We start from the raw sequence: 20,124 nt of genomic DNA, 5'->3' as shown, positions 1-20,124 counted from the left end.
GCCCGCGGTGCCACCCCGCGGGGGGGGCGTGCCCCGGCGCCCCCCATGCCCCCGCCGCCCACCCCGCCCGCCGCCCCCGTAAAGAGCCATGGCCAGACCCCACCCGGATGCCCCACCCAGCCGCCGCTCGGCGATGACGGGGCCCAGGACCAAGAACGGTCCCCAGACGAAGAGGTTGAAGAGACACACGTGCGCGGTGATCACCCAGAGCCACGTGCGGGACCTGAACTCGGCCCAGCCTGCCGCCAGTTCCCCGAAGAACGAGGGGACCGCCACGCTGGACGTTGCCGCGCGGGGCAACAGCAGCAGGACGACCATGCTCACCGCGTAGCTTGCCGCATCCAGCGCAAGAACCGCGGACGCATCCAGCGCCGCCGTCAGCAGGCCCGCGAGCACCGGGCCCGCAACGTTTGCGGCCGACCGTGTGACCTCCAGGAGGGCGTTGGCGTCGGACAGCGCGTCCGGGCTGACGATGTGCGGCACAAGGGCCCCCAGAGCCGGGGTGAACACCGCCTCCGCCGCACCCCACAGGGCGACCAGACCCACGAGCATCCACAGCTGCGGCTCGCCCTGGAGCAGGACCGCGACCAGCCCGAGTTGTGTCAGGCAGCGCACGGCATCGGCCGCCAGCATCGCCTGGCGGCTGCCCAGCCGGTCGCTGAGCACTCCGCCCGCGAGCAGCATGAGAACCAGCGGCAGAATCCGCGCAGCCAGGACCCAGCCCAACTCGGTGCCTCCGCCTCCGGTTTCCAGGACCGCGAAGGTCAGAGCGATGGAGGTCATCGCAGATCCCAGCAGCGAGGTGGCGTACCCCAGGAAGAAGCGGCGGAAGTCGCGCTCCCGCATCACCGCAAGACGTCGATCAAGAGGCATGGGCGCAGATTGCACGGCCCCGACGACGACACGCCAGAGCCGTCGACGGAACATCTTGAGCCGAGGGGAGTCAACTTATGATGGCCGAAGCCCTATCGTGTGAGCAATTTACTGCGGTCACGTACCGCAACGAGCGAAGGGCGATCTCTTGAGCCAGCCTGTGGAGTACGCGGTCGCCGTCGACCGGTACTTGACCGCCGCCTCCCTGAGCACCGGCTCGCGCCGGATCTACCGCATCGCCCTGACCACCTGGGCCTGGGCCCTGGCGGACCGCCCGCCACCGGCAGGCAAAGACCGTCGCAACGCCGTGCCGCCGACCCTGCCTCTGTTCCTCCTGGACACCCCCCACGCCGCAGCCCGGCTGCAGACGGCGCTCACCACCCGGTCGGCAACCGCAGGTACCCGCACCGCCAACCGGGAGCTGTCCATCCTCGTCGGCGCCGTTACGTGGTGGCGGGCGCAGGGCTGGCTGGCCGGCGATCCCACGGCGCTACTGCGCCCGCTCCCTGGAACGCACCCGCCGGACGCAGGGACCCGGATCACCACCCGCCAGGCCCGGGACATCCTGGAGTCGCCCGCCCCGCTGCGCGAACAGACCTTCTGGCATCTGCTGTACGAAACCGGCGCACCGATCGAACGCATCCTCGCCCTCGACGTCGACGACCTGGATGTGCCCGGACGCCGAACCCTGCAGCGCAGGAACCCGGCCCTGCGCTGGGGCGACGGCTCGGCGCGAGTGCTGCCTCTGCTGGTGCTCGGCCGCGTCGACGGGCCCTTGTTCCTCACCCGCCGCGGTCGTCTCTCCTATCGCCGCGCGGCAGAGATATTCAGAGCCGCCACTCGCGATGTCGATCCGCAAGGGAAGGGGTGGACCCTGCATCAGTTCCAGTTGGCGGGCAGGCACGGCAGCCCGCGCTGAAGGGGCCCGCGTTGAAGGGAGCTCTCGCGGCCCACTACCGCCTCCACCCGGCGGCAACAGCCCATCGCGCCTGCGCGAATATGTCCGCCGCGGCCCGGCGCTTGGCTCCCGGCGTCATGCGTCCGTGACCCGCCGGAGGTGCCCGGGGGGTGCGCTTGTACCGCCGTGTATCAACAGAAGTCTGCCGGTTAACTCATCTGGTCTCATTTCATTCCCTGCGGGTCCGGCCGGAGCCCACCTCATCGGAGTGATCACCGCTGGTCGGAGAGCCGTACTGGGTGCAGGCAGCCCTGCTGAGGATCACAACAGGGAGACAGGCACGGGGTGTTGAGGGGAGTGGCTGCCGCCACGATGGCGCGACCCGCTCCGCACCGCGGAGGTGTCCGGGGTGCCCGACGAAAGGACCACCAGCATGCTTGCCCAGGATTTCCTGACGGCGAAGATGGGACACGCTTTTGACCTCCTCGACACCGACGGCGACGGCATCCTGACCGAGGCTGACCATGTCCTCATGGGGCAGCGCGTGGCCAAGGAACTGAACCACGCCCCCCAGTCACCCCAGGAGGAAGCACTGGTGGACGCCTACCGCCGCGCCTGGCAGCAGGCACACGAGCACAACGCGGACAGCGCGGGCAACCTCACCCGGTCCGTCTACGTCAGCTCGGTGCGAGCCCTCTTCAGCGACACTTCGCTCACGGACGAAGTCTGCGACAGGGTCCTGGATTCGCTCATGAGCATCGTGGACATCAACGACACCGGAGAGATCACGCCGGACGCGTACCGGGCGTACGTGCTGGGGCAGTCGCCGAGCGTGGCGCGCGACGAGGTCGACGAAAGCTTCCAGCGGATCGACCGCAACGCCAACGGTGTGATCTCCAGGGGCGAACTCAAGCAGGCCGTGGTGGAGTTCTTCACGAGCAGTGATCCGGGGGCGCCGGGCAACTGGCTCTTCGGCGCGCCGCCGGCGGCCGCCTGAGGGCAGGGATACCGGGCGGGCGGGGCCTCAACGCCACTGCTCGCCCGACTACTCCCAGGTCGACGCAAGCCCCGGCCCCTGCGGAGAGCTCGACGGCGCCGAACGCCGACCCTCGGCTGCGCTCACTTCCCGCACCGGTGACCCTTGAAACGCATGCCGATATGGGTATACGTTTGTCGTCATGGCACGAGCAGCGACGACGTCAGACGTCTTCAACGCCATCGCCGAGCCGCAGCGCCGGGACATCCTGGTGCTGCTGCGGGCAGGCGAACGGCCGGTGACGGAGGTCGCCGAGGAGCTGGGCATGACACAGCCCGGGGCGTCCAAGCACCTGCGGGTACTCCGCGAAGTCGGCCTGGTGCGGGATCGCAAGGCGGGCAAGCAGCGCCTGTACGACCTGGACGCACGCGGGCTGCGAGCGGTCCATGAGTGGACCGGCGGGTTCGAACAATTCTGGAACGAGAGCTTCGACCGGCTGGACGCCTACGTGCAAGAACTCAAGCGGGAAGGGCACCAGGAGTAACTGATGGATTCGACAGGGCGAGAAGCGCCGGCGCAGTCCGCGACGGCCGGCCGCGAGATCGTGATTTCCCGGCACATCGACGCACCCCCGCAACTGGTCTTCAAGGCGTTCACCGAGGTGCGGCACCTGTCGCGCTGGTGGGGGCCGCAGGGGTTCACCACCACCACGCGGGCCTTCGAGTTCCGCGTCGGCGGGGAGTGGGACTTCGTGCTGCACGGGCCGGACGGCACCGATTACAGCGAGTGGATCACCTGGACCGAGATCGTCCCGCCGGAGCGGATCGCGATGCTCCACGGCGAGTACCGCGGCGACCCCCATGCGTTCGAGTCGGTTCTCACGTTCACGCCCGACGGGCAGACGACCCGGATCGAGATGCTCACGGTGTTCCCCACCCGGGAGCTGCGCGACGAGGCGATCAAGAAGCACGGCGCCATCGAGGGCGGTCAGCAGACTCTCGGCAACCTGGCTGCCTACGTCACGGAGATCGCCCAGCAGGGAGTTGAGGACTGATGGCAGGCAACGTGTTCTTCAGCGTATCGATGTCGCTCGACGGCTTCATCGCGCCCGCGTCCCCCGAAGAACTGATGGGGCGGCAGTGGATGGAACTGCAGCAGTGGGTGTTCCCGCAGCGGTTCTTCCGGGAGAACCTGAAGCTCGGGCAGGGCGGCGAGGAAGGGCGCGACAACGACATCGTGCGCGAGACGTTCGAGCGGACCGGCGCCAGCGTGATGGGCAAGCGGATGTTCGACGCCGGCGAGCATGCGTGGCCCGAGGATCCGCCGTTTCACACGCCGGTGTTCGTCCTGACGCACGAGAAGCGTGACCCCTGGGTGCGGCAGGGCGGGACCACCTTCTACTTCGTCAACGACGGCATCGAGTCCGCGCTCGATCAGGCCCGCGAGGCCGCCGACGACCGCGACGTCCGCATCGCCGGCGGCGGCGCCACGATCCTGCAGTACGTGAACGCCTGCCTCGTCGACGAGTTCACCATCGCCCTCTCGCCCGTGCTGTTCGGCTCCGGAATCCGCCTGTTCGAGGGCGTCGACGCGAGCCGCGTGGCTCTTGAGCTGATCCGTGCCGAGCCTTCGCCGAGGACGACGCATCTGAGTTACACCGTGCATCCGCGCTGAGCGCGCTGGGCAGCCACTAGGAATCCGGCGGGAGCGACGATGCCGTGGGCCTCGAGCACTGCCCAGCGAGCGCACTGCAACGTCCCCGGTCCCGGTCCCGGGACCATCGGCGACGAGAGGGCTCGCTCGTTCGCCTCAGGGGGGTCAGCCGCTCGTAAACGCCGTCCCCACCCCGCACACGAGGATCCGCCTTGCGTAAATGACCGCTGCAGTTGTGCAATTAGCACCGCGTCCACTTGGTGATCAACTACGCGCCCTTTGCCGGACGCAGCATTCTGCCTGGATATCGCAACTAGCAGACGGCCCGGCCGAGCCGATTCCTGTTGCCCCGCAACACGTCGCGTTGCCCCGCAACACGTCGCGGGCGCCGCTGGCCGCGTTGTTTGGCGGTGATTGCCTCGATCGGCAGGGAAGGACCTTTCGTGGAATTCCGCCTTCTGATGGCCGAATCCCCTGACCTGCCGGCCTGCCCGTGCGCCTGCCTGCTAGAGAGGTAGCCCGCTTCCCGAGTCTTGTTGGAGGTCATCGGGGGCGCCAGGGCTTCATGTGCAGTCTGCAACTCCTATGTCCGCAGGAGCACTCGGACAGACGTAACGGCGAGGGGGAGGGGCTGTGTGCATGCAGGCGATTGATTTTATCTCCATATGCTTTCCGATCCGATCACCGGAGATATTCCCTATGATTTTCGCCGAATGGTAAAGGGCTCCGGAGGAGGTCCTCCTGTGCCCTTGCAGTGCGGCTGCTCGGCAGCCTGGCTCACTCGCGCGCGGCAGAGCCGGAAGCGCATGTCGCGCACAACCGCACGACCGTGGCACGCCTGCGGGCGGGCGACAGTTGCGGCTTTGGCGCGGGCACGGTTATGTCTGATTGGCGCGTCAGGGCGCGCTGCGGAGAGCCGCCGGACGTCTGGGACATCCCCTGGCCCTCGCACGCGGCGGACGAGGCCGCTGCGCGCATGCACGGCGAGCTCACACGGGCTGACGACACCCGGGCGTTCCGGTCTCCCCTATGCGGTCGTACGCCCAGGCCCCGCTCCGGAAACAGAGGCGCGCACCATGAGTACGCCCTGACTCTCCGGGATCACGCACGTGTGGTGTGTGGTCCAGCTTCGGTCATCGGTTCGACAACGACAGCGACAGCGGCAGGGACGGGCATTACGACGGTTCGTTGTGTGAACGGTGCGTGACCTGCGGCGCCGTCGCGTGCGCTGGCGCACGGGCCGTTGAGGGTACCCGTAGAGCGGACGGACGGACCGCCCAGTCCGCTTCCCACCCTGCAACGCCTCGGCCCAGAACCAGACTTGGTCAGCGCGATCACCACCCTGGGCTCCGCGGCCCGGGCGCCGGAGGGGAAAAGGGCGTCGGCGTGCCCGGCAATGAGCAGATGGCAGAGGCTGGCACGGGGTCAGTCCGTCACTGCCCCGCAATAGAAGAGGCCAGATTATGCGGCTCTTTTTGACACGGCCGTCGAAAACTGGCGTGGACTGTGTGCATGCGGCGGTCTGCGTGATCGTGTTGCTGGCCGGCGCGGGCTGGTCGGTGGTCCGTTGCGTCGTGTGGAGGCAGGCCCGCAGACGGAGCTCGGCGCGCAGGCGGGCCTGCCTGATAGACAGTGGGCGCAGCCTTGTGGTGCGACCGCGCCCAGCCCGGGACCGGCCCCTGTTCCCGACGGACCGGCAGATCGGGTCGGCCTCGGTCCGGGTCAGGACTCCGACTCGGACTGCGCGGGCCAGCACCGGGTCCGGATGGCCCCCCGGCGGCTTCGGCGGAGCTGAGCGGAAGCCGGGCGGCGCCGGCACGGGCGTATCTGCCGCCTCGTACACGGTGGCAACGGTCCAGCGGTAGGCCGCTCGGCGCAGCCGGGCGAGACGACGCGGACGCTTCAGACCGATGGTGGCCAGGGCGTCCAGAAACCCGGTGGCAGAACCCGGCCAACGGCGGGCAGCGCCGGACCGGCGCTCGCCAGCGTCCAGGTGGCCTCTTGCGAACGCGCCCGCTGGATCAGGCCCCCAGCAGGGCAAAGCACTGCCCGGTGGTGTCCAGCGGCAGCCGTTTATCGGCGAGTTGACGTGCACAGGCGCAGGAACTGCGTTGCCCGTAGGCCAAGGTGTGCCTCCCCTCACGAACAGAAGCGATGACGCCTCCGGCAAGAGGCACTGACGACAAGCAAAGACCAGCTGGCGCCTAAAACAGAACGTTCACGGGCTGCTATGCGGCGGGCGGCAGGGGGCGATCTCTGTCGGGCAGAGGGCTCTGCTCCGGGGGCGGGGGAGGAGGGTCGTGACCTGCGTTTTAGTCATGCCGTAGCAGGGTGGAGCGGATCCTCTAGAGGCGCTCCGGAAGCCGCCACAAGCACGGGCGAGGTGAACAGCAAACGCTGCCAGAGCACGACTTCGCTGGTCGGTGTCAAAAGGCAGGGCTGATACCGGCCTCTTTAGGTGACGGAGCACCGTACGAGAGGAGCGAGGGACCGGCACCACGATCCCGACCCGGACCGGTGAGGAAGCCAGTCGGTCTGCAGCAGGTCCGGAATCGGACCCGCACGGACCGGGCCGACTCCGGCGCGACCGGCCCGGTCACCGTGGCATTCCGCGTCGCCGCTTCATCCCTGCCTTGTCCCCGGCGTGCTCGACCGAGACGAGAGGAAACCCGCCGATGATCTCTGAGTACTGCCGCCCCGCGCCGTGCGTCGGCCTGCCCGGGCCTGCCATCGCCGACGCCGCTGCCACGGCGGGCATCGAGAGCTCGCTGACCGCTTCCGCCGCACGCGGTGCGCTGCCCCTCGAGCAGCGCGTCTCGCTGCGTGCGGTGACCGGCATCGCCGGCACGGTCGTCGCGCTGACGTTCCTCTTCGGCTTTGGCAACGTGTGGACGCTGGCCCTGCGTCTGGGCGTGCCGCCGTGGGTGGCGCCGCTGGTGGCCCCGGCCGTGGATCTGTCGGTGCTGGGCCTTTTGCTGGCCATTCGTCATATGGCGCTGCACGGGGCGGGGCGTGAGCAGATGCGCCCCGCCCGCCGGTTGCTGATGTTCTCCGGCACGATGACGCTGGCGCTGAACGTGGCGGATCCGCTGGTCACGGGCCAGTTCGGGAAGGCGGCCTTTGACGCGGTCGGACCTCTGCTGCTGATCGGCTGGGCGGAGGTAGGGCCCGGCATGCTGCAGATCCTCAGCGCAATGCAGTGCAGGCCGACGTCAGTTGACACTGTCGCGGAGGCCGCGACTGCCCGGCGCGAGCGTGCCCTCCATTGCTCGCCGGCCACCACCTCCCCGGACGCGGGCACGGAGGATGGAGCCGAGTTGCGGGCAAATGGGGATGACTTGCTCGGCCGGGCCCGTCAAGAAGACGCCCGCCACTGGGAGGCATTCCAGCGGCCGATCTCGGCGGAGACGCTCCGTAAACGGCTCCACGTCGGTGCGGCCAGGTCGCGCATGCTGGTGACCATGGTGCGGGCTGATACGTATGGGCCCGGGCACAACACGTCCGGGCTTGAGCACAGCAGTATCGCAGTCGGTGACTCATTGGCACGGGGCACCGCGGACTGAGAGGGCGGTATGTGACGTGATCTCGTCTCTGTCGTCGCCGGCACGTGTGGGCCACCGCATCAGCGCTGATCAGAGAGCCTGGCCGCGCTGGAACTCCGTCAGTGAGCGCCAGCCCTCCAAAAGCGACTTGTCCGACGGGCGCCGGGCCCTGATCGAGCCCGTGATCACCGCCTGAACGGAGCGCCTTGCGTGACACTTGCTCCCGCCCGGTCTCAATCGTCTTCGGTGATGAAGTCGGTCAACGCGGCAGCGACGGCATCGGGCTGTTCATCGGGGATGAAGTGTCCTGACTCCGGCACGATGATCCCGGTGGCGTGGTCGGCCCATGGCCTGATGGAAGCTGCCATGTCGGGGATGGAGCCGTGGCTGCTGGAGATCCCGAGAACCGGGACCGTCAGGCGCTGTTGTTCCAGCGCCGCGAGGTTCTTCTGCGCCGACTCGGCGGCATCCCGGTAGTAGGCCAAGGATGCGCGGAGACCGCCGTCGGCGGCCACGGACGCGGCGTATTGCTCAATTTCGGCGTCGTCGAAGGTGGCGGAGGAGAGTGTCTTGGCCTTCAGGAACCAGCCGACGTACTCCCGTTCGCGGCCGGTGAGCAGTGTCTCGGGCAGGTCGGGCACGAGGTGGAAGGCGAAGTGCCAGGTCTTCCAGGCCCGTTCGGGGTCCGTCGGGATGGCGTCAGGGAGTGTGATGCCGGGGATGCCGGCGTCGAGCAGTGTCAGGCCGCGCAACTGGCTCTGGTACTTCAAGGCGAGGGAGAAGGCGACCCATGCGCCGATGTCGTGGGCGACCAGCCAGTATGTCGAGACTCCCAGCGCCTTGACCGCGGCGTGGACGTGCGCAGCGACCGTATGCGTGTCGTAGCTGATGTCCGGGCGTTCGGAGTGGCCCTGGCCCGGCAGGTCAATCGCGATGACGTGGAATCGGTCGGCCAGGTTCGGCATCACCTTGCGCCAGGCCCACCAGGTCTGCGGGAACCCGGCGAGCAGCACGACGGCTGGACCGTCCGGCTGGCCGCCCTCAACCGCGTGAAGACGGACGCCGCCCGCGTCGACCCAACGGTGGGTGAAACCGGCCAGGTCGGGCAGCGGCAGGTCGCGGACCGGGTTGCCGGAGACGCGGGGGGCGCTTGCGGAGTCATTCATGATTCTCCTCCACTGGTGTGAGGTGGGGTGACGGTCTGCTGAAGGTGTCAGGTGTCAGGTGCGCTGGTTGATTCGGTGTGCCGGCCGAGGGTGATGCCCACGAGATCGCTGGACACGACGAGAGCGGCGAGCGTTGGGCTGGAGACCCGGGGCCGGATTCGGAGTAGAGGGACAAGAAGCTGGTTTGTGTTGAGTTCGGCTCGATTGCCTGGGTCGCACAGGGCGTCGGTGACGCTCAGGCCGTGTCGGAACAGTGTTCTGACCGCCGCGCCGGCGAAGGCAGTGCCGACGATGAAATGCGGTCCCACAGCGCGCACAGCGGGATTGTCAGTGTGCCGACCGTCACGACAACGGTGCGGATGACCGCGATGGCGCCGGCCGCGAGCACGCGGTGCGCGTGTCGCTGCGCTGTGCGGTTTGCGGGGGATGCGGCCATGACCATGCCTGCACCCTAACCCATGTTGAACTGCTTAGTTCAAGATGAGATGATGGTCTCCACCAAGAAGGCAGAGCAGCAGGCAGGTGCGGCATGGCAGGCAAGAAGCAGTTCGACGTCGACACGGCGCTCGATGCCGCGATGGTCCAGTTCTGGCGGGCCGGCTACGCGGACACCTCGTTGGACGACCTGTCCCGGGTGACCGGACTCAACCGCAGCTCCATCTACTCCTCCCTCGGCGGCAAGGACACGCTCTTCCTGCGCTGCCTGGAGCGCTACACCACGCGTTACGGAGACAAGTACGACGCCGCCTTGTCCTGCGCCGCCGACCGGCCCCTGGCAGCCGCGCGGGCCTTCTTCGACATCACCCTGGAACGCATCGCGGACCCCGGTCTGCCCGACGGATGCCTGGTGGCCCAAACCGTCATGGCGACCCCAGTGCTGAGCGCGAGCGTCGCGGCGCGTGCGCGGGAGGCGATCGGCTTCCAGCACACCCGGCTGCACGCCGCGCTGAAGGCCGCCCGGCTGAACGACGAGGCGGCCCAGTCCTTCGCGACCCACCTGGCCGCCGTGAACCAGTCCCTCGCCGTCATGAGCAGAGCCGGAACGAGCCCGGAGCAGCTGCGTGCCGTCGTCGGCGTGACCCTCGACGCACTTGCGCAGACTCTCGGCACGAGCGGCTGAGATCGGTCCGGCACGGCGCGCGCTTCGCCGTCTGCCCGAGCAGAGCCCGCCCTGCGTCAGGGGGCGTGCAAGGGGCGCGGTGTGTGCTGGCTGGTCCCGGCTTCAGTTGTTGCCTGACGTCGGTGGTGGGCCCGGAAAGCAGGCGAAGTCGGCCCCTGTCGATCGCGGAGCTCTTCACCCTCCCAGGTCCGCGAAGGTGGCCGTTTGATCAGGACTTGGTGCGTGAGGTGGCGGGCTTGTATGTCTGTCGCTGCAGTTCTAGAGGCTGCCGAAATCGGGGAGAGTAATCGAGCCGTCCTCGGCGAGGGGGAATCCGGGATTATGTGCGATCTCCCAAGCGTGGCCGTCCGGATCGACGAAGGCACTGGAGTAGAAGCCGATGGCGTTGGTCGCTGCCGGCTTGGTGATGGTCCCGCCGGCCCGTTCTGCCACAGCGAGCAGAGCATCGACCTCCGCGTCGGACCGGACGTTGTGTGCCAGGGCGATCCCGCCGAAACCGACCGCCGGCCCGGGCTCCAGACCGCAGTCCTGCGCCAGTTTGCCGCGGTCCCACAGGACGAGTCCCAGGCCACCGGCCTGGAAGAAGACGGTCTCCTCGACTTCTTGCCCCCGCCAGCCCAGAGCCTCGTAGAAGCCCTTGGAGCGAGCAAGATCGGAAACCCCCAGGGTGACCAGAGTGATGCGCTGTTCCATGTGATCACGCTACTTCCGTGTCGGTGGCGGTCAATCCTGCCCCGCACAGCGGGAGTCTGGAACAGACTCCTGTGGCCCTGCGGCGTGCGCACCTGAGTCGAGGCGGCGCCTGCCGGCATCTGCCCGGTGCGCACCGTCCGGGTCCGGCCGGAGGGGTCAGCAGGTCGATGCACCAGAGGCATCGACCTGGCCCTTGTCGATCGCGACCAGCGCACGCTCCAGGACCTCATGGACCTGTCCCAGGGCCGAGATCGCGGTCACCAGACCCAGGGCCTGGTAGTGATCGACGACCGGCGCCGTCTCGCTGCGGTAGACCTCAAGGCGCCTGCGCACAGTTGCCTCGCGGTCGTCATCGCGCTGGTACAGCTCACCGCCGCATACGTCGCAGACTCCCGGCTTTTCAGGCGGGCTGTAGTCGACGTGGAAGATGTGTTCGCGGTCCTGACGGCACAGCCGTCGTCCGGCGATCCGCCTGACCACCTCGGACTCGGGGATCTCCAGATCGAGTACGGCATCCAGCCGCGACTCGGCCTCGGCCAGGATGCCGTCCAGCGCCTGCGCCTGGGCGCGGTTGCGGGGGAAGCCGTCCAGCAGGAATCCGCGCGCGGTGTCCGGGCGGGCAAGGCGCTCTTTGATCACCCCGATCGTGACCTCGTCCGGGACCAGCAGGCCGGCGCGCATGTGGGTGCGGGCGTTCTGCCCGAGTTCGGTGCCCCGGTCGATGTGCTCGCGGAACAGGTCACCGGCGGAGATGTGCTGGATGGACAGACGCGCGGCAAGGTGCATGGCCTGCGTTCCCTTGCCGGCTCCGGGCGGCCCGATCAGGAGGATGCGCATCGATGAGGTGTCCCTTCGTCGTGCGTGGCCGGGGGTCAGTTGCAGGATGCGAAGTGGCGGGGCGTCGTGACTGCGGAGATGCCCTGTGCGTATTCCAGCAGATGATAGGCACCGGGCGACTTTCCTTTCGCCGGGTGCGCAGGTATTTCCATGTCGCGCCCGGACGCCCAACTTCCGCTCAGCGTCGGCGGGTTCACGGTCCGTCCGGGCTCGGGATCATCGAGCGGCGTGGCCCGGCGTGGCCGTGCAGGCGCCGGCACGCCCGCAGCGCCGCGCAGAGCTGGCCCTGTCGTACACTCGCGGCGCACTGTCAAGTGACGGCTGACCCGAGGGGAACACAGCGCCCGTGCGCGACTATGACGACCCGGCCTGGGGGCCGATTCCCGCCCGCCCGGCGCTGCTTCGCTGGCTGGTACTGCTTCCCCTGACCGTGATCTTTCTGCCGCTGTGGTGGCTGGCGTGGATCTTGCTGGCCCTGTGCTGCCTCGGCATCGCGAGCGTGGTGCAGTTGATCGTCTACGTGGTGCCGCGTGCCGAGAACGGTGCGGTACGGGTGCTGGATGCCACGCTGGGCCGGGTGCCGTTCATCCCGCTGTGGTGCGTGACCCCGGTAGCGCTGGTCCGGGAGGGCGATGCGGCCTACTACCGGACGCGCGTGGCCCGCCGCGTCGAGAAACAGACCCAGCGGGCGGAGACTTCTTCGATCCACCGGGACCTGGACCTCGGAGCGCACTACTTCCGCGGTGCCGGCGCCGGCTACGTGCTGCAAGTCGCCGCCGAACAGGGCTGGAACGTCCATCCGGTGCTGCGCTCACACCCCCGGCGACGGCTGCGGCTGCGCCACGGCGGGCGCCTGCGGCCGGCTTGAGGCAGTGACGACCCGGAAGCCCGGAAGCCCGGAAGCCCGGAAGCCCGGAAGCCCGGAGGGTCACAGGAAGCGGCGGATCGGCCGGATGGCCACTTCCCGGGACCGCTGAAGGACCGAGCGCCTCTTCCAGCGGCCCGCCCGGATGCGTTCACTGGCCGTCAGATCGTCGTCGAAATGCCCGTCCAGCTTCGCGGTGAACTCCTGGTCCAGGACGGCGAGCATGACTTCCTCGTCGTGGTCGAGGGAGCGGCGGTTGAAGTTCGTCGAGCCGATCAGCGCGGCGACCCGGTCAACGGTGATGACCTTGGCGTGCATCATCGTCGGCTGGTATTGGTAGATCTTCACCCCGCACGCGGTGAGATCCTCGTAGTAGTGCTGGCCGGCAAGCTGGCTGACGCGCTTGTCGGTGTGCGGGCCCGGTAGCAGGATCTCCACCTCGACCCCGCGCCGCGCGGTGTCACACAGCAGCTCGATGAAGTACGCATCCGGCGAGAAGTACGCGGTGGACAGCCGGACGCGCTCCTCGGCCGACTCCAGCATCACGCGGATCAGAGTCTGCATGTCCTGCCAGCCGAAGCTGGCCGAGCCGCGCACCACCTGCACGATGGCGCCGCCCTGCGGGCGGTGCTCGATGAACCGGTCACGGCCGTCGAAGAGTTCCTCGTGGCACTCCGCCCAGTTCTGCGCGAACGCGGCGGCCAGTCCATCCACCGCGGGCCCGCGGAGCTCGACATGGGTGTCGCGCCACTCGTGTTCGTTGCGCGCGTCGCCGCACCACTCCTGCGCGATCCCCACCCCGCCCGTGAACGCGCTTTCCTCGTCGACGACCAGGACCTTGCGGTGGCAGCGGTGATTCTGCTTGAGAGGTGAGAGATAGAGCGGCTTGCGGAACCACGCCACCTGCACCCCCGCTCGCTCCATCGCCTCGAGCTGCTCCGTCTCGATCAGCCGGCTACCGAACCCGTCCAGGAGCAGGCGCACCCGCACCCCGGCGCGGGCCCGCTCGGCGAGCGCCTCGGCGAACTGGAGCGCGATGTCGCCCTTCCAGTACACGAACGTCATCATGTCCACGGTGTGTTCGGCACGGCGGATGCCGGCGAGCATGGCCGCGAAGATCTCATCCCCGTTGCGCAGCGGCGTGAGCGCGTTGCCCTCGGTTGCCGCGATCCCGATCAGCCGCTCCAGGCGCCGCCGTATCCGCATGATGCGGTCTTCGGCGGATGGCCTGCCTGCCCCGCCTGCCCCGCCTGCCCCGCCGGGCGACTGGCGGCTCAGCTCGGGCGGCTCGTGCGTACTGGTCATGATGTCACCTGGCCGGTACTCGACGAGGAACCCTCGGGCCGCGGCGCCCGGTCCGGCGCGGGCTGAGCGGCGAGCTGACTGTACCGGGCGCGCAACGGGAGCTGCTGGGGGCCTCTGCGGATGCGCTTTCTCGACCGCTTCTCCGGCGCCCGCAATACCCGCAATACCCGCAATACCGGGAATACCGGCAACACTGGCGGCCGAGGTCGCGACCTGGAAGTTCGGTCGGCGGGTTCGGCCCCTGATCTCTTGTGCCCGCTCCTTGGCGCACCTGCCGGAGGGTGGTGGTCGACCGGCCCGACCCCGGCTCGGCGACGGAGGAACGGCCGGGACAAGACGAGAAGCGCACACGTCCCGGCAAGTACGACAAGGAGCGCTGGCCGTTCGCCAGCAGCTGATCCAGTGGAGCGGTCGGCGGCCCCCAGTAACTGCCCTGCTCCCCAAGGGACTTGGCGCTACCGCCTCACGGGTGCGGCACTACAGTGAGGCGGTGACCTCTCTGCCGCCGGACGACCCGACATCGCCGATCAGCGAAGATGCCCGCGATGCGGCTGTACAGCGCCTGCAGGCGGCGTACGCCGAAGGGCACCTCGCCCACGAACAGATGGACGCAGCTCTCGACCAGGTGCTCACCGTCAAGACCCGCGGCGAGCTCGCGACGGTCCTGGCCTTGCTCCCGGCGGAGAAGGCGGCCACCACGTCCACGATTGCCGCCGCCGGCGGACGGATCCACCGGCGCGGCCCCTGGCGGGTACCGCGGATCCTCAAGGTCGAATCCGCTTACGGAAAGGTGCACCTGGACCTTTCCCGGGCCGTTTTCGAGGATCCGGCGGTCGATATCGAGCTGCAACTCGGTACCGGCAAGGCCAAGATCACGGTGCCTCGCGACGCGATCGTCGACATCGAGGGCCTGCACACCGGGTGGAAGGACACGCGCTACAAGACACGGCAACCCTCCGGTCCCGGCGGGCCGCGCATCCGGATCTCCGGGGCCATGGGCTACGGACGGCTCACGGTCCGCCACGCGCGACGTTAACGCTCCCCCCGGCTCGTCCCTGTCGCCCCTCTCGCCACGTGCTGCGTCAGGAGAACGTCAGGCTCACGTCTGCCGCGGGACCGGACGCCCTCCCACGCGCTTTCATGAGGCGACGAAAGCCATGCCTGTGTTCGTGGAGGGGTTGATCGGGCGGTGTCCGGTGGTCATCGGCAGCGTGTCATTGTCGGAGTGAGCGGCTCGCCGGGCAGTCTGAGGGCCCTGCACCGGGCGGCGGAGGAAGCAGGAGGCAGGGGCGCCGAGCTGGTGGCGGTGCTGGCCTGGCAGTCGCCCGATGGTGCACTGGCCCAGCGGCGGGCGGTGTTCCCGACGATGGTCGATTTCCGCCGGGAGGCGGTGGAGCGGCTGCGGAACGGCCTCGACGCCGCCTTCGGCTGTGCCGGTCCCGGTGTCGCCTGGCAGGGCCTGGCCGCCCTGGGAGCCCCCGGGCCGGCGCTGGTGGCCATCGCGGAGCGGCCCGATGACCTGCTGGTGCTCGGCGCCGGGCGGAGGTGCGGGTGGCGCCGCGCCGTGGTGCCCTCGGTGGTCCGCTACTGCGTCAAGCACGCCGGCTGCCCGGTGCTCGCCGTGCCGCCCTCGCCTCTCGAAGCTGACCTTGCCTCGCTGCACGGCCGCTTCGGCCGGTGGCTGCCGCTGGACACCAGGCAGTTGATGGGCGGCGGTACCTGACGAGAACCGCTGGCGGAGGCGGCGGACCTGGGAATCTGCCCGCTACTTGCGGCGGACCGTCACAGGCGAGCTGCGACTGCCGCCTTTCCCGTCAAGTATCCGTCACGGAGCGGGCGGGCTCCGTTGGGGGCGGAGTCGTGGTGTAGCGGGTCTGTCAGCCGCGCGCAGACGGCACGGGCAGGGTCAGGGTGCACGCGGACTCCCGGCCCCCGCGCAGGAAAATGATCCGTACGCGCACCTCCCCGGCCGCTGCCGCCAGGGAGGGCTGTCCGGTGATGCTGCCGTCCGTGTACGTGCCGTCGGGGGCGGTGCCATAGGCGCCGCCCCAGTCCAGGTACTCGTTGCCCACATCGTCCGTCGCCTCCAGGGCCAGGAGCACCGGGGCGTCGTCGTCTCCGTCCGGCAGCGGAGGGGTGATCGTGTAGTGCACGGTGAAGGAGTCGTCGTGCTGCTTCAGGCGACGGACGGCCAGGGTGTGATGGCCGTCGAGGATCGTCGCCGTGGCCAGCGGTGTACGGCTCTGCCTCTTCATCCGGTGGCCTGTTCTCCGTCTTCGGGTCGGGCAGGGGAGGGTCGAGGCTTCAGGCCGTGAGTCCGGCGTTGCGCCGGGACGGTTGCCCGGTCAGATAGTGGACGTACTCGCGTGTCAGGCGGAACCCGGCCGTCCAGGCGAGCAGCCGGCTCGGCCGGTTGTCGCGGGAGCAGGTCCAGCTCGGCGTCGCCCCGCGCGCGGCGATGTCCCGGCACAGAGCCGTCACGCAAGCCAGGGCGAGGCCGCGGCCTCGGTGTTGGGGCACGGTGGCCACGGCGATGTCCTCGTGGACGCTGCCCCGGAGGTAGGTGCAGGCCACCGAGAGGAGGCGGTCCTTGTGGAAGGCCCCCACGGCCCGCCCGGAGGCGGTGAGGGCCGCGGGCGATTCCCAGGTTGCGTAGATCCAGGCCGAGTCGGAGGCGAGGGCATCGGTGAGTGCTTCGGTGTCCTCTGCGGTCAGCGCGCGCACCACCACCCCGCGTGGGGTGCGTCTGGCCGTTGCCGGTGGCTCCTGGTGGACGTAGACCATCTGCTCCCACGGCACGACAAGGTCGAACGCGGCGCCGAGCAGCGGCAGGAAGCGGGTGGGGGCCTGGACGTGGTGGCGGGGGAAGGCGATCAGGGCGGCCGGGGTGAGGGCGGAGGGGTCGCCGCGCAGCAGGAGTTGGTTTCCGCAGGACACGCCAAGGGCCCGTGGTTCCAGGGCCCGGTCGGCCCACCAGCGGCCCGCTCCGGTGGCCAGGACATGCTCGGGCAGCACGGCTGCGCCCGCGGATCCGGCGGCGAACCAGCGGGAGACGGGCGGGATCTGATCGGCGGCCAGTTCAAGCATGGGAGCTCCCGGGGGACGGTGTCGAAGGAGTGGGCGGGGCGGCCAGGACTGACGGGTCCGGGGCCTCCCTGCGAGCCGGTCAGCACTGACCGGTCTTTCTGCCGTGGTCGGCCGTGTTCTTCTGGCACGGGCGGCTCCTCTTCTTACCGCGCCGGGCACAGTCGGAGGGGACTTCTTCAAGAATTCCGGTCGACCAGCAGGTCGGCGAGCCTGTTGAGACGCTGGAGCGTGCGGTCCTCGGTCGCGGCCGGCGTCGGCTGGATGCGCTGGTCGCGGTCGTAGCAACCGCCGTTGACGATCTCGACGGCCGGGCCGCAGAGGCGTACGACGTGGGCGGCGACCTTGGTCGGGGGCGTGGCCTCCAGCGCGTACGGGGACATCAGGCCCGTCTCACGGATGCCTTGGTGGACGGAGACCGCGGTGATGCGCGGTCGTGGGCGAACACGGTCAGGGCGAAGAGCCCGCCGGGCCGGCGGCGCCGCGGCCGGGGTTCGTGCGGGTGCGGATGCGCCCGGCCCTGCTGCGGCGTGGCGGGGGCCAGGGGCAGTGCGGCGTGGGCCTGGGGCGGCGCGGCGTGGACCTGGGCGGTGCGGCGGAATGCATAGGTGGGGGAGGCCTTCTGAATGTCTGCGGCAGGCCGCGCACCTGCGCGGGGGCCCGCCGAAGTGACAGGGGAGTGGTGGTGCCGTCGGCCTTGCCGTCGCAGGGGTCCCGGCGACGGCAAGGCTGCGCGCGGGGGCAGCGGTGAGGATCGCGGCCGCGCACCGGCCTGCCGGTGGCACTGCGCGGGAGCGCACCGCAAGATGCGCCGGGATGCTCCCGGGACAGCTGCGCCCCGGGTGCCGTCATGCCACTGACGCCCGCGGCCGGCCACCGGCGGCCGAAGAGGAATCTAAGCCCCGAACGCCGCACAAAGGGCCAGCCCAGGGCGGTCTTTGCGGCTCTCTTACGAGCGGTCTCTCCCGGTATCAAGCCTGCGTCAAGGCGCCCTGACCTCCCGTCAGGACAACGTCAAAAACTGACGGAGACGCCCGCAAGCGGTCGCGGACTGATCGGCACGGGCGACGGGTGACCATCCGTATGCTCGACGAGGGATCGCGGGCGGCTACAAAGCCCAGGCGGCGCGTCGGGTGAGCCGCAGCGATGCGCCGGACCACACAGCGGACCATACGGCGAGGACCACACGACGGGTCCCTGGCGTGGTCGGCGGCCTGTCAGGGGTGGGGGTGCCCCTGGTCGGGGTCGTCGTCGGGGGTCTGCCAGGTGGTGCCGCGCTGGGCCTCCCCGCTGACGGGAGCGGCGGCCTGGGCGGGCTTGGTGGGTTCGGTGCGCCGGGCCGCGCGGCGCCGTCCGCTGATGAACATGGCGAGGAGGCCGATCACCACGATCAGGCCCACCACGATGAAGACCAGCGAGCCGCCGCCCTCGACGGCCAGAACGGTGTAGCTGTGAGTCTGCATGCCGTTCATGTACCCGGTACGCGCGAAAAATGCCGCGCCCACTCGGATGGTTCGCGCGAACCCTTGCCTTCTGCGTGCATCTTGCGGACGACCGTATAGATAGAGGGGGCTCGACACTGCACCCAGGCGTCGCGGCGCCGGGCACGCCAGTGTCTGCGGGGATCAAGCAGGGGGAATCGCGCTGCATGAACATCAGCGGGCGGGGTACCCCGGCGCCGTGGGCGGGGAAGCGCGTGCCACCTGGGGAGGTTGGAGTACGCTTCCCCGCCTGTTGAGCTGAGGACTGGGATGGGGCGCGGCGCGGGAGGTGCGAGTCTCCAGCCCGGGGACGGCCGGCTGCGGCGTGTGCCCTCCCGCCGCTGGGATGCAGAACCTCAGCCGGCGCCGAAGGGCCCGTCGCGACGCGCGTGATGAGGGGCGCCCGCCCACCCCTGCTCCGAGGCCGAGCTGAAGCAGGCCTCGCCGCTGTGCCGGCACAGTGCCCGGCACACAGGGGGTGGGCCCGCTGTCACCCCTACGGCGCTTCAGCACGGTCACTATCACGACGCCCCGCATGCGGCCACCGATACAGCACCCCGCCCCACACGGTTCGCCCGCACGGTCCGCCCCGCATGCGCCACGCCTCCACCACCCCGACGCTCGGACCATGCGCACCCGTACCCGGCTCCGGCTCGCCGCTGCCCTCGCCGCCATCCTGCTGCTGAGCACCGCGTGCGGCGAGGAGAGCAAACCCGACCCGATGCGGGACCAGCAGTGGGCACTGGACGCGCTGAAGCTGCCCGGTGCGTGGGACAAGGCCAAGGGCGACGACACGGTGATCGCTGTCGTCGACACCGGCGCCGACCTCGACCACCCGGACCTCGAAGGCCGCCTGGTCGACGGCCACGACTTCGTGGACGGCGACCAGGAACCCAAGGACGCCAACGGCCACGGCACACATGTCGCGGGCATCGCGGCCGCCCACACCGACAACGGGGTCGGCATCGCGGGCGGCGCCCCCGGCGCCAAGATCATGCCGGTGCGGGTGCTGGGACCGAACGGCTCGGGAGACAACGCCGACATCACCCGGGGCATCGTCTGGGCCGCCGATCACGGCGCCGACGTCATCAACCTCTCGCTGGGGGAGAGCGGCCTGATGGCCCGTCTCCTCAAGGGCGGCGTCCTGAACGAGGCCATCACGCACGCCCATGACAAGGGCGCGGTCGTGGTCGCCGCGGCGGGCAACGACGGCACCGCGCTGCAGCCCTACAAGGTCGACACGCCCGTGCTGGTCGTCGGCGCCAGCGACCAGGGCGGAAAGCCCGCCGACTTCTCCAACTTCGGCGCGCAGCAGGCGGTTTCGGCGCCCGGCGTCGGCATCCTCTCCACTCTTCCCACCTACAAGACGAAGGAGACCTTGAAGAACGACAGCGGCTACGGGGAACTGGACGGCACCTCCATGGCCGCCCCCTACGTCTCCGCCGTCGCGGCCCTCCTGCACCAGCAGGACCGCACCCCCGACCAGATCATGAAGGCCATCCGCGGCACGGCGCGCAACCCCGACGACGTTGCCAAGCTGGGCCTCGGCATCGTCGATGCCGAGGCCGCGGTCGCCTCGGCCAAGGACTGACCGGCAGTGGCCGGCGGAACGGCACAGGCCAGCAAAACGG

General features: G+C 69.6%; 21 protein-coding genes. 11 read left to right on the top strand and 10 right to left on the bottom strand.

What is annotated here, in order from left to right; translation table 11 throughout:
• Positions 1-873, bottom strand: an 873-nt coding sequence (locus ACWFR3_RS25405; protein ID WP_453736927.1) for an MFS transporter, incomplete at its 3' end; no start/stop codon positions are given.
• A 148-nt stretch (positions 874-1,021) separates the two neighbouring features.
• Between ACWFR3_RS25405 and ACWFR3_RS25400 the strand changes: the two genes are divergently transcribed.
• From ACWFR3_RS25400 to ACWFR3_RS25375, 6 genes are all read left to right on the top strand, one after another.
• Positions 1,022-1,792, top strand: a complete 771-nt coding sequence (locus tag ACWFR3_RS25400; RefSeq protein WP_453736926.1) for a hypothetical protein — start codon at positions 1,022-1,024, stop codon at positions 1,790-1,792.
• Positions 1,793-2,204: 412 nt separating this feature from the next.
• Positions 2,205-2,768, top strand: a complete 564-nt coding sequence (locus ACWFR3_RS25395; RefSeq protein ID WP_453736925.1) for an EF-hand domain-containing protein — start codon at positions 2,205-2,207, stop codon at positions 2,766-2,768.
• A gap of 181 nt (positions 2,769-2,949) precedes the next feature.
• On the top strand, positions 2,950-3,291 hold the full coding sequence (locus tag ACWFR3_RS25390; protein WP_453736924.1) for an ArsR/SmtB family transcription factor: 342 nt from the start codon (positions 2,950-2,952) through the stop codon (positions 3,289-3,291).
• A 3-nt stretch (positions 3,292-3,294) separates the two neighbouring features.
• Complete coding sequence (locus tag ACWFR3_RS25385) at positions 3,295-3,801, top strand: SRPBCC family protein (RefSeq protein WP_453736923.1); 507 nt, start codon at positions 3,295-3,297, stop codon at positions 3,799-3,801.
• Positions 3,801-4,421 (top strand): dihydrofolate reductase family protein, encoded by a 621-nt coding sequence (locus tag ACWFR3_RS25380; protein WP_453736922.1) that lies wholly within the window; start codon positions 3,801-3,803, stop codon positions 4,419-4,421. Before ACWFR3_RS25385 ends, ACWFR3_RS25380 begins: the two co-directional genes overlap by 1 nt.
• Before the next feature lie 2,654 nt (positions 4,422-7,075).
• Positions 7,076-7,963 carry a DUF2637 domain-containing protein gene (locus ACWFR3_RS25375; protein WP_453736921.1) on the top strand — a complete coding sequence of 296 codons (888 nt, stop codon included), beginning with the start codon at positions 7,076-7,078 and terminating at the stop codon, positions 7,961-7,963.
• Between the two features lie 212 nt (positions 7,964-8,175).
• Here ACWFR3_RS25375 and ACWFR3_RS25370 read toward each other — a convergent pair whose 3' ends face one another.
• Together ACWFR3_RS25370 and ACWFR3_RS25365 are read right to left on the bottom strand one after the other, a co-directional pair.
• Positions 8,176-9,108, bottom strand: a complete 933-nt coding sequence (locus ACWFR3_RS25370; protein WP_453736920.1) for an alpha/beta fold hydrolase — start codon at positions 9,106-9,108, stop codon at positions 8,176-8,178.
• Positions 9,109-9,343: 235 nt separating this feature from the next.
• A complete protein-coding gene (locus ACWFR3_RS25365; RefSeq protein WP_453736919.1) occupies positions 9,344-9,550 on the bottom strand; it encodes a hypothetical protein in 207 nt (68 codons plus the stop codon).
• Positions 9,551-9,637: 87 nt separating this feature from the next.
• On the opposite strand from ACWFR3_RS25365, the gene ACWFR3_RS25360 reads away from it, so the two are divergent.
• Entirely contained in the window at positions 9,638-10,228 is a 591-nt protein-coding gene (locus tag ACWFR3_RS25360; RefSeq protein ID WP_453736918.1) for a TetR/AcrR family transcriptional regulator, read from the top strand.
• Positions 10,229-10,486: 258 nt separating this feature from the next.
• Here ACWFR3_RS25360 and ACWFR3_RS25355 read toward each other — a convergent pair whose 3' ends face one another.
• Positions 10,487-10,921 carry a VOC family protein gene (locus ACWFR3_RS25355; protein ID WP_453736917.1) on the bottom strand — a complete coding sequence of 145 codons (435 nt, stop codon included), beginning with the start codon at positions 10,919-10,921 and terminating at the stop codon, positions 10,487-10,489.
• 156 nt (positions 10,922-11,077) lie between these two features.
• Entirely contained in the window at positions 11,078-11,758 is a 681-nt protein-coding gene (locus ACWFR3_RS25350) for an adenylate kinase (protein ID WP_453736916.1), read from the bottom strand.
• 346 nt (positions 11,759-12,104) lie between these two features.
• Here ACWFR3_RS25350 and ACWFR3_RS25345 point away from each other — a divergent pair, with 346 nt between their 5' ends.
• On the top strand, positions 12,105-12,626 hold the full coding sequence (locus ACWFR3_RS25345; protein WP_453736915.1) for a hypothetical protein: 522 nt from the start codon (positions 12,105-12,107) through the stop codon (positions 12,624-12,626).
• 60 nt (positions 12,627-12,686) lie between these two features.
• On the opposite strand, the gene ACWFR3_RS25340 is transcribed toward ACWFR3_RS25345, so the two are convergent.
• Positions 12,687-13,829 (bottom strand): phospholipase D-like domain-containing protein, encoded by a 1,143-nt coding sequence (locus ACWFR3_RS25340; protein ID WP_453736928.1) that lies wholly within the window; start codon positions 13,827-13,829, stop codon positions 12,687-12,689.
• A 589-nt stretch (positions 13,830-14,418) separates the two neighbouring features.
• Here ACWFR3_RS25340 and ACWFR3_RS25335 point away from each other — a divergent pair.
• Entirely contained in the window at positions 14,419-14,964 is a 546-nt protein-coding gene (locus tag ACWFR3_RS25335) for a DUF1707 SHOCT-like domain-containing protein (RefSeq protein ID WP_453736914.1), read from the top strand.
• Between the two features lie 189 nt (positions 14,965-15,153).
• The gene (locus ACWFR3_RS25330) at positions 15,154-15,651 is read left to right on the top strand and encodes a universal stress protein (protein WP_453736913.1); all 498 of its coding nucleotides are present in this window, start codon (positions 15,154-15,156) and stop codon (positions 15,649-15,651) included.
• Between the two features lie 154 nt (positions 15,652-15,805).
• Here ACWFR3_RS25330 and ACWFR3_RS25325 read toward each other — a convergent pair whose 3' ends face one another.
• The 4 genes from ACWFR3_RS25325 to ACWFR3_RS25310 all read right to left on the bottom strand — a co-directional run bounded on the left by ACWFR3_RS25325 (position 15,806) and on the right by ACWFR3_RS25310 (position 18,475).
• Entirely contained in the window at positions 15,806-16,183 is a 378-nt protein-coding gene (locus tag ACWFR3_RS25325) for a hypothetical protein (RefSeq protein WP_453736912.1), read from the bottom strand.
• Positions 16,184-16,232: 49 nt separating this feature from the next.
• The gene (locus ACWFR3_RS25320) at positions 16,233-17,015 is read right to left on the bottom strand and encodes a GNAT family N-acetyltransferase (RefSeq protein WP_453736911.1); all 783 of its coding nucleotides are present in this window, start codon (positions 17,013-17,015) and stop codon (positions 16,233-16,235) included.
• Between the two features lie 176 nt (positions 17,016-17,191).
• Positions 17,192-17,395, bottom strand: a complete 204-nt coding sequence (locus tag ACWFR3_RS25315) for a hypothetical protein (protein ID WP_453736910.1) — start codon at positions 17,393-17,395, stop codon at positions 17,192-17,194.
• An 834-nt stretch (positions 17,396-18,229) separates the two neighbouring features.
• On the bottom strand, positions 18,230-18,475 hold the full coding sequence (locus tag ACWFR3_RS25310; RefSeq protein WP_453736909.1) for a DUF6479 family protein: 246 nt from the start codon (positions 18,473-18,475) through the stop codon (positions 18,230-18,232).
• A 646-nt stretch (positions 18,476-19,121) separates the two neighbouring features.
• Between ACWFR3_RS25310 and ACWFR3_RS25305 the strand changes: the two genes are divergently transcribed.
• Complete coding sequence (locus tag ACWFR3_RS25305; protein WP_453736908.1) at positions 19,122-20,084, top strand: S8 family peptidase; 963 nt, start codon at positions 19,122-19,124, stop codon at positions 20,082-20,084.
• Positions 20,085-20,124 lie beyond the last annotated feature (40 nt).

The organism is Streptomyces sp. NPDC055189 (assembly GCF_053606765.1).
The sequence above is the reverse complement of the archived record's forward strand: the minus strand, read 5'-3'. Positions and strand labels throughout refer to the sequence as shown.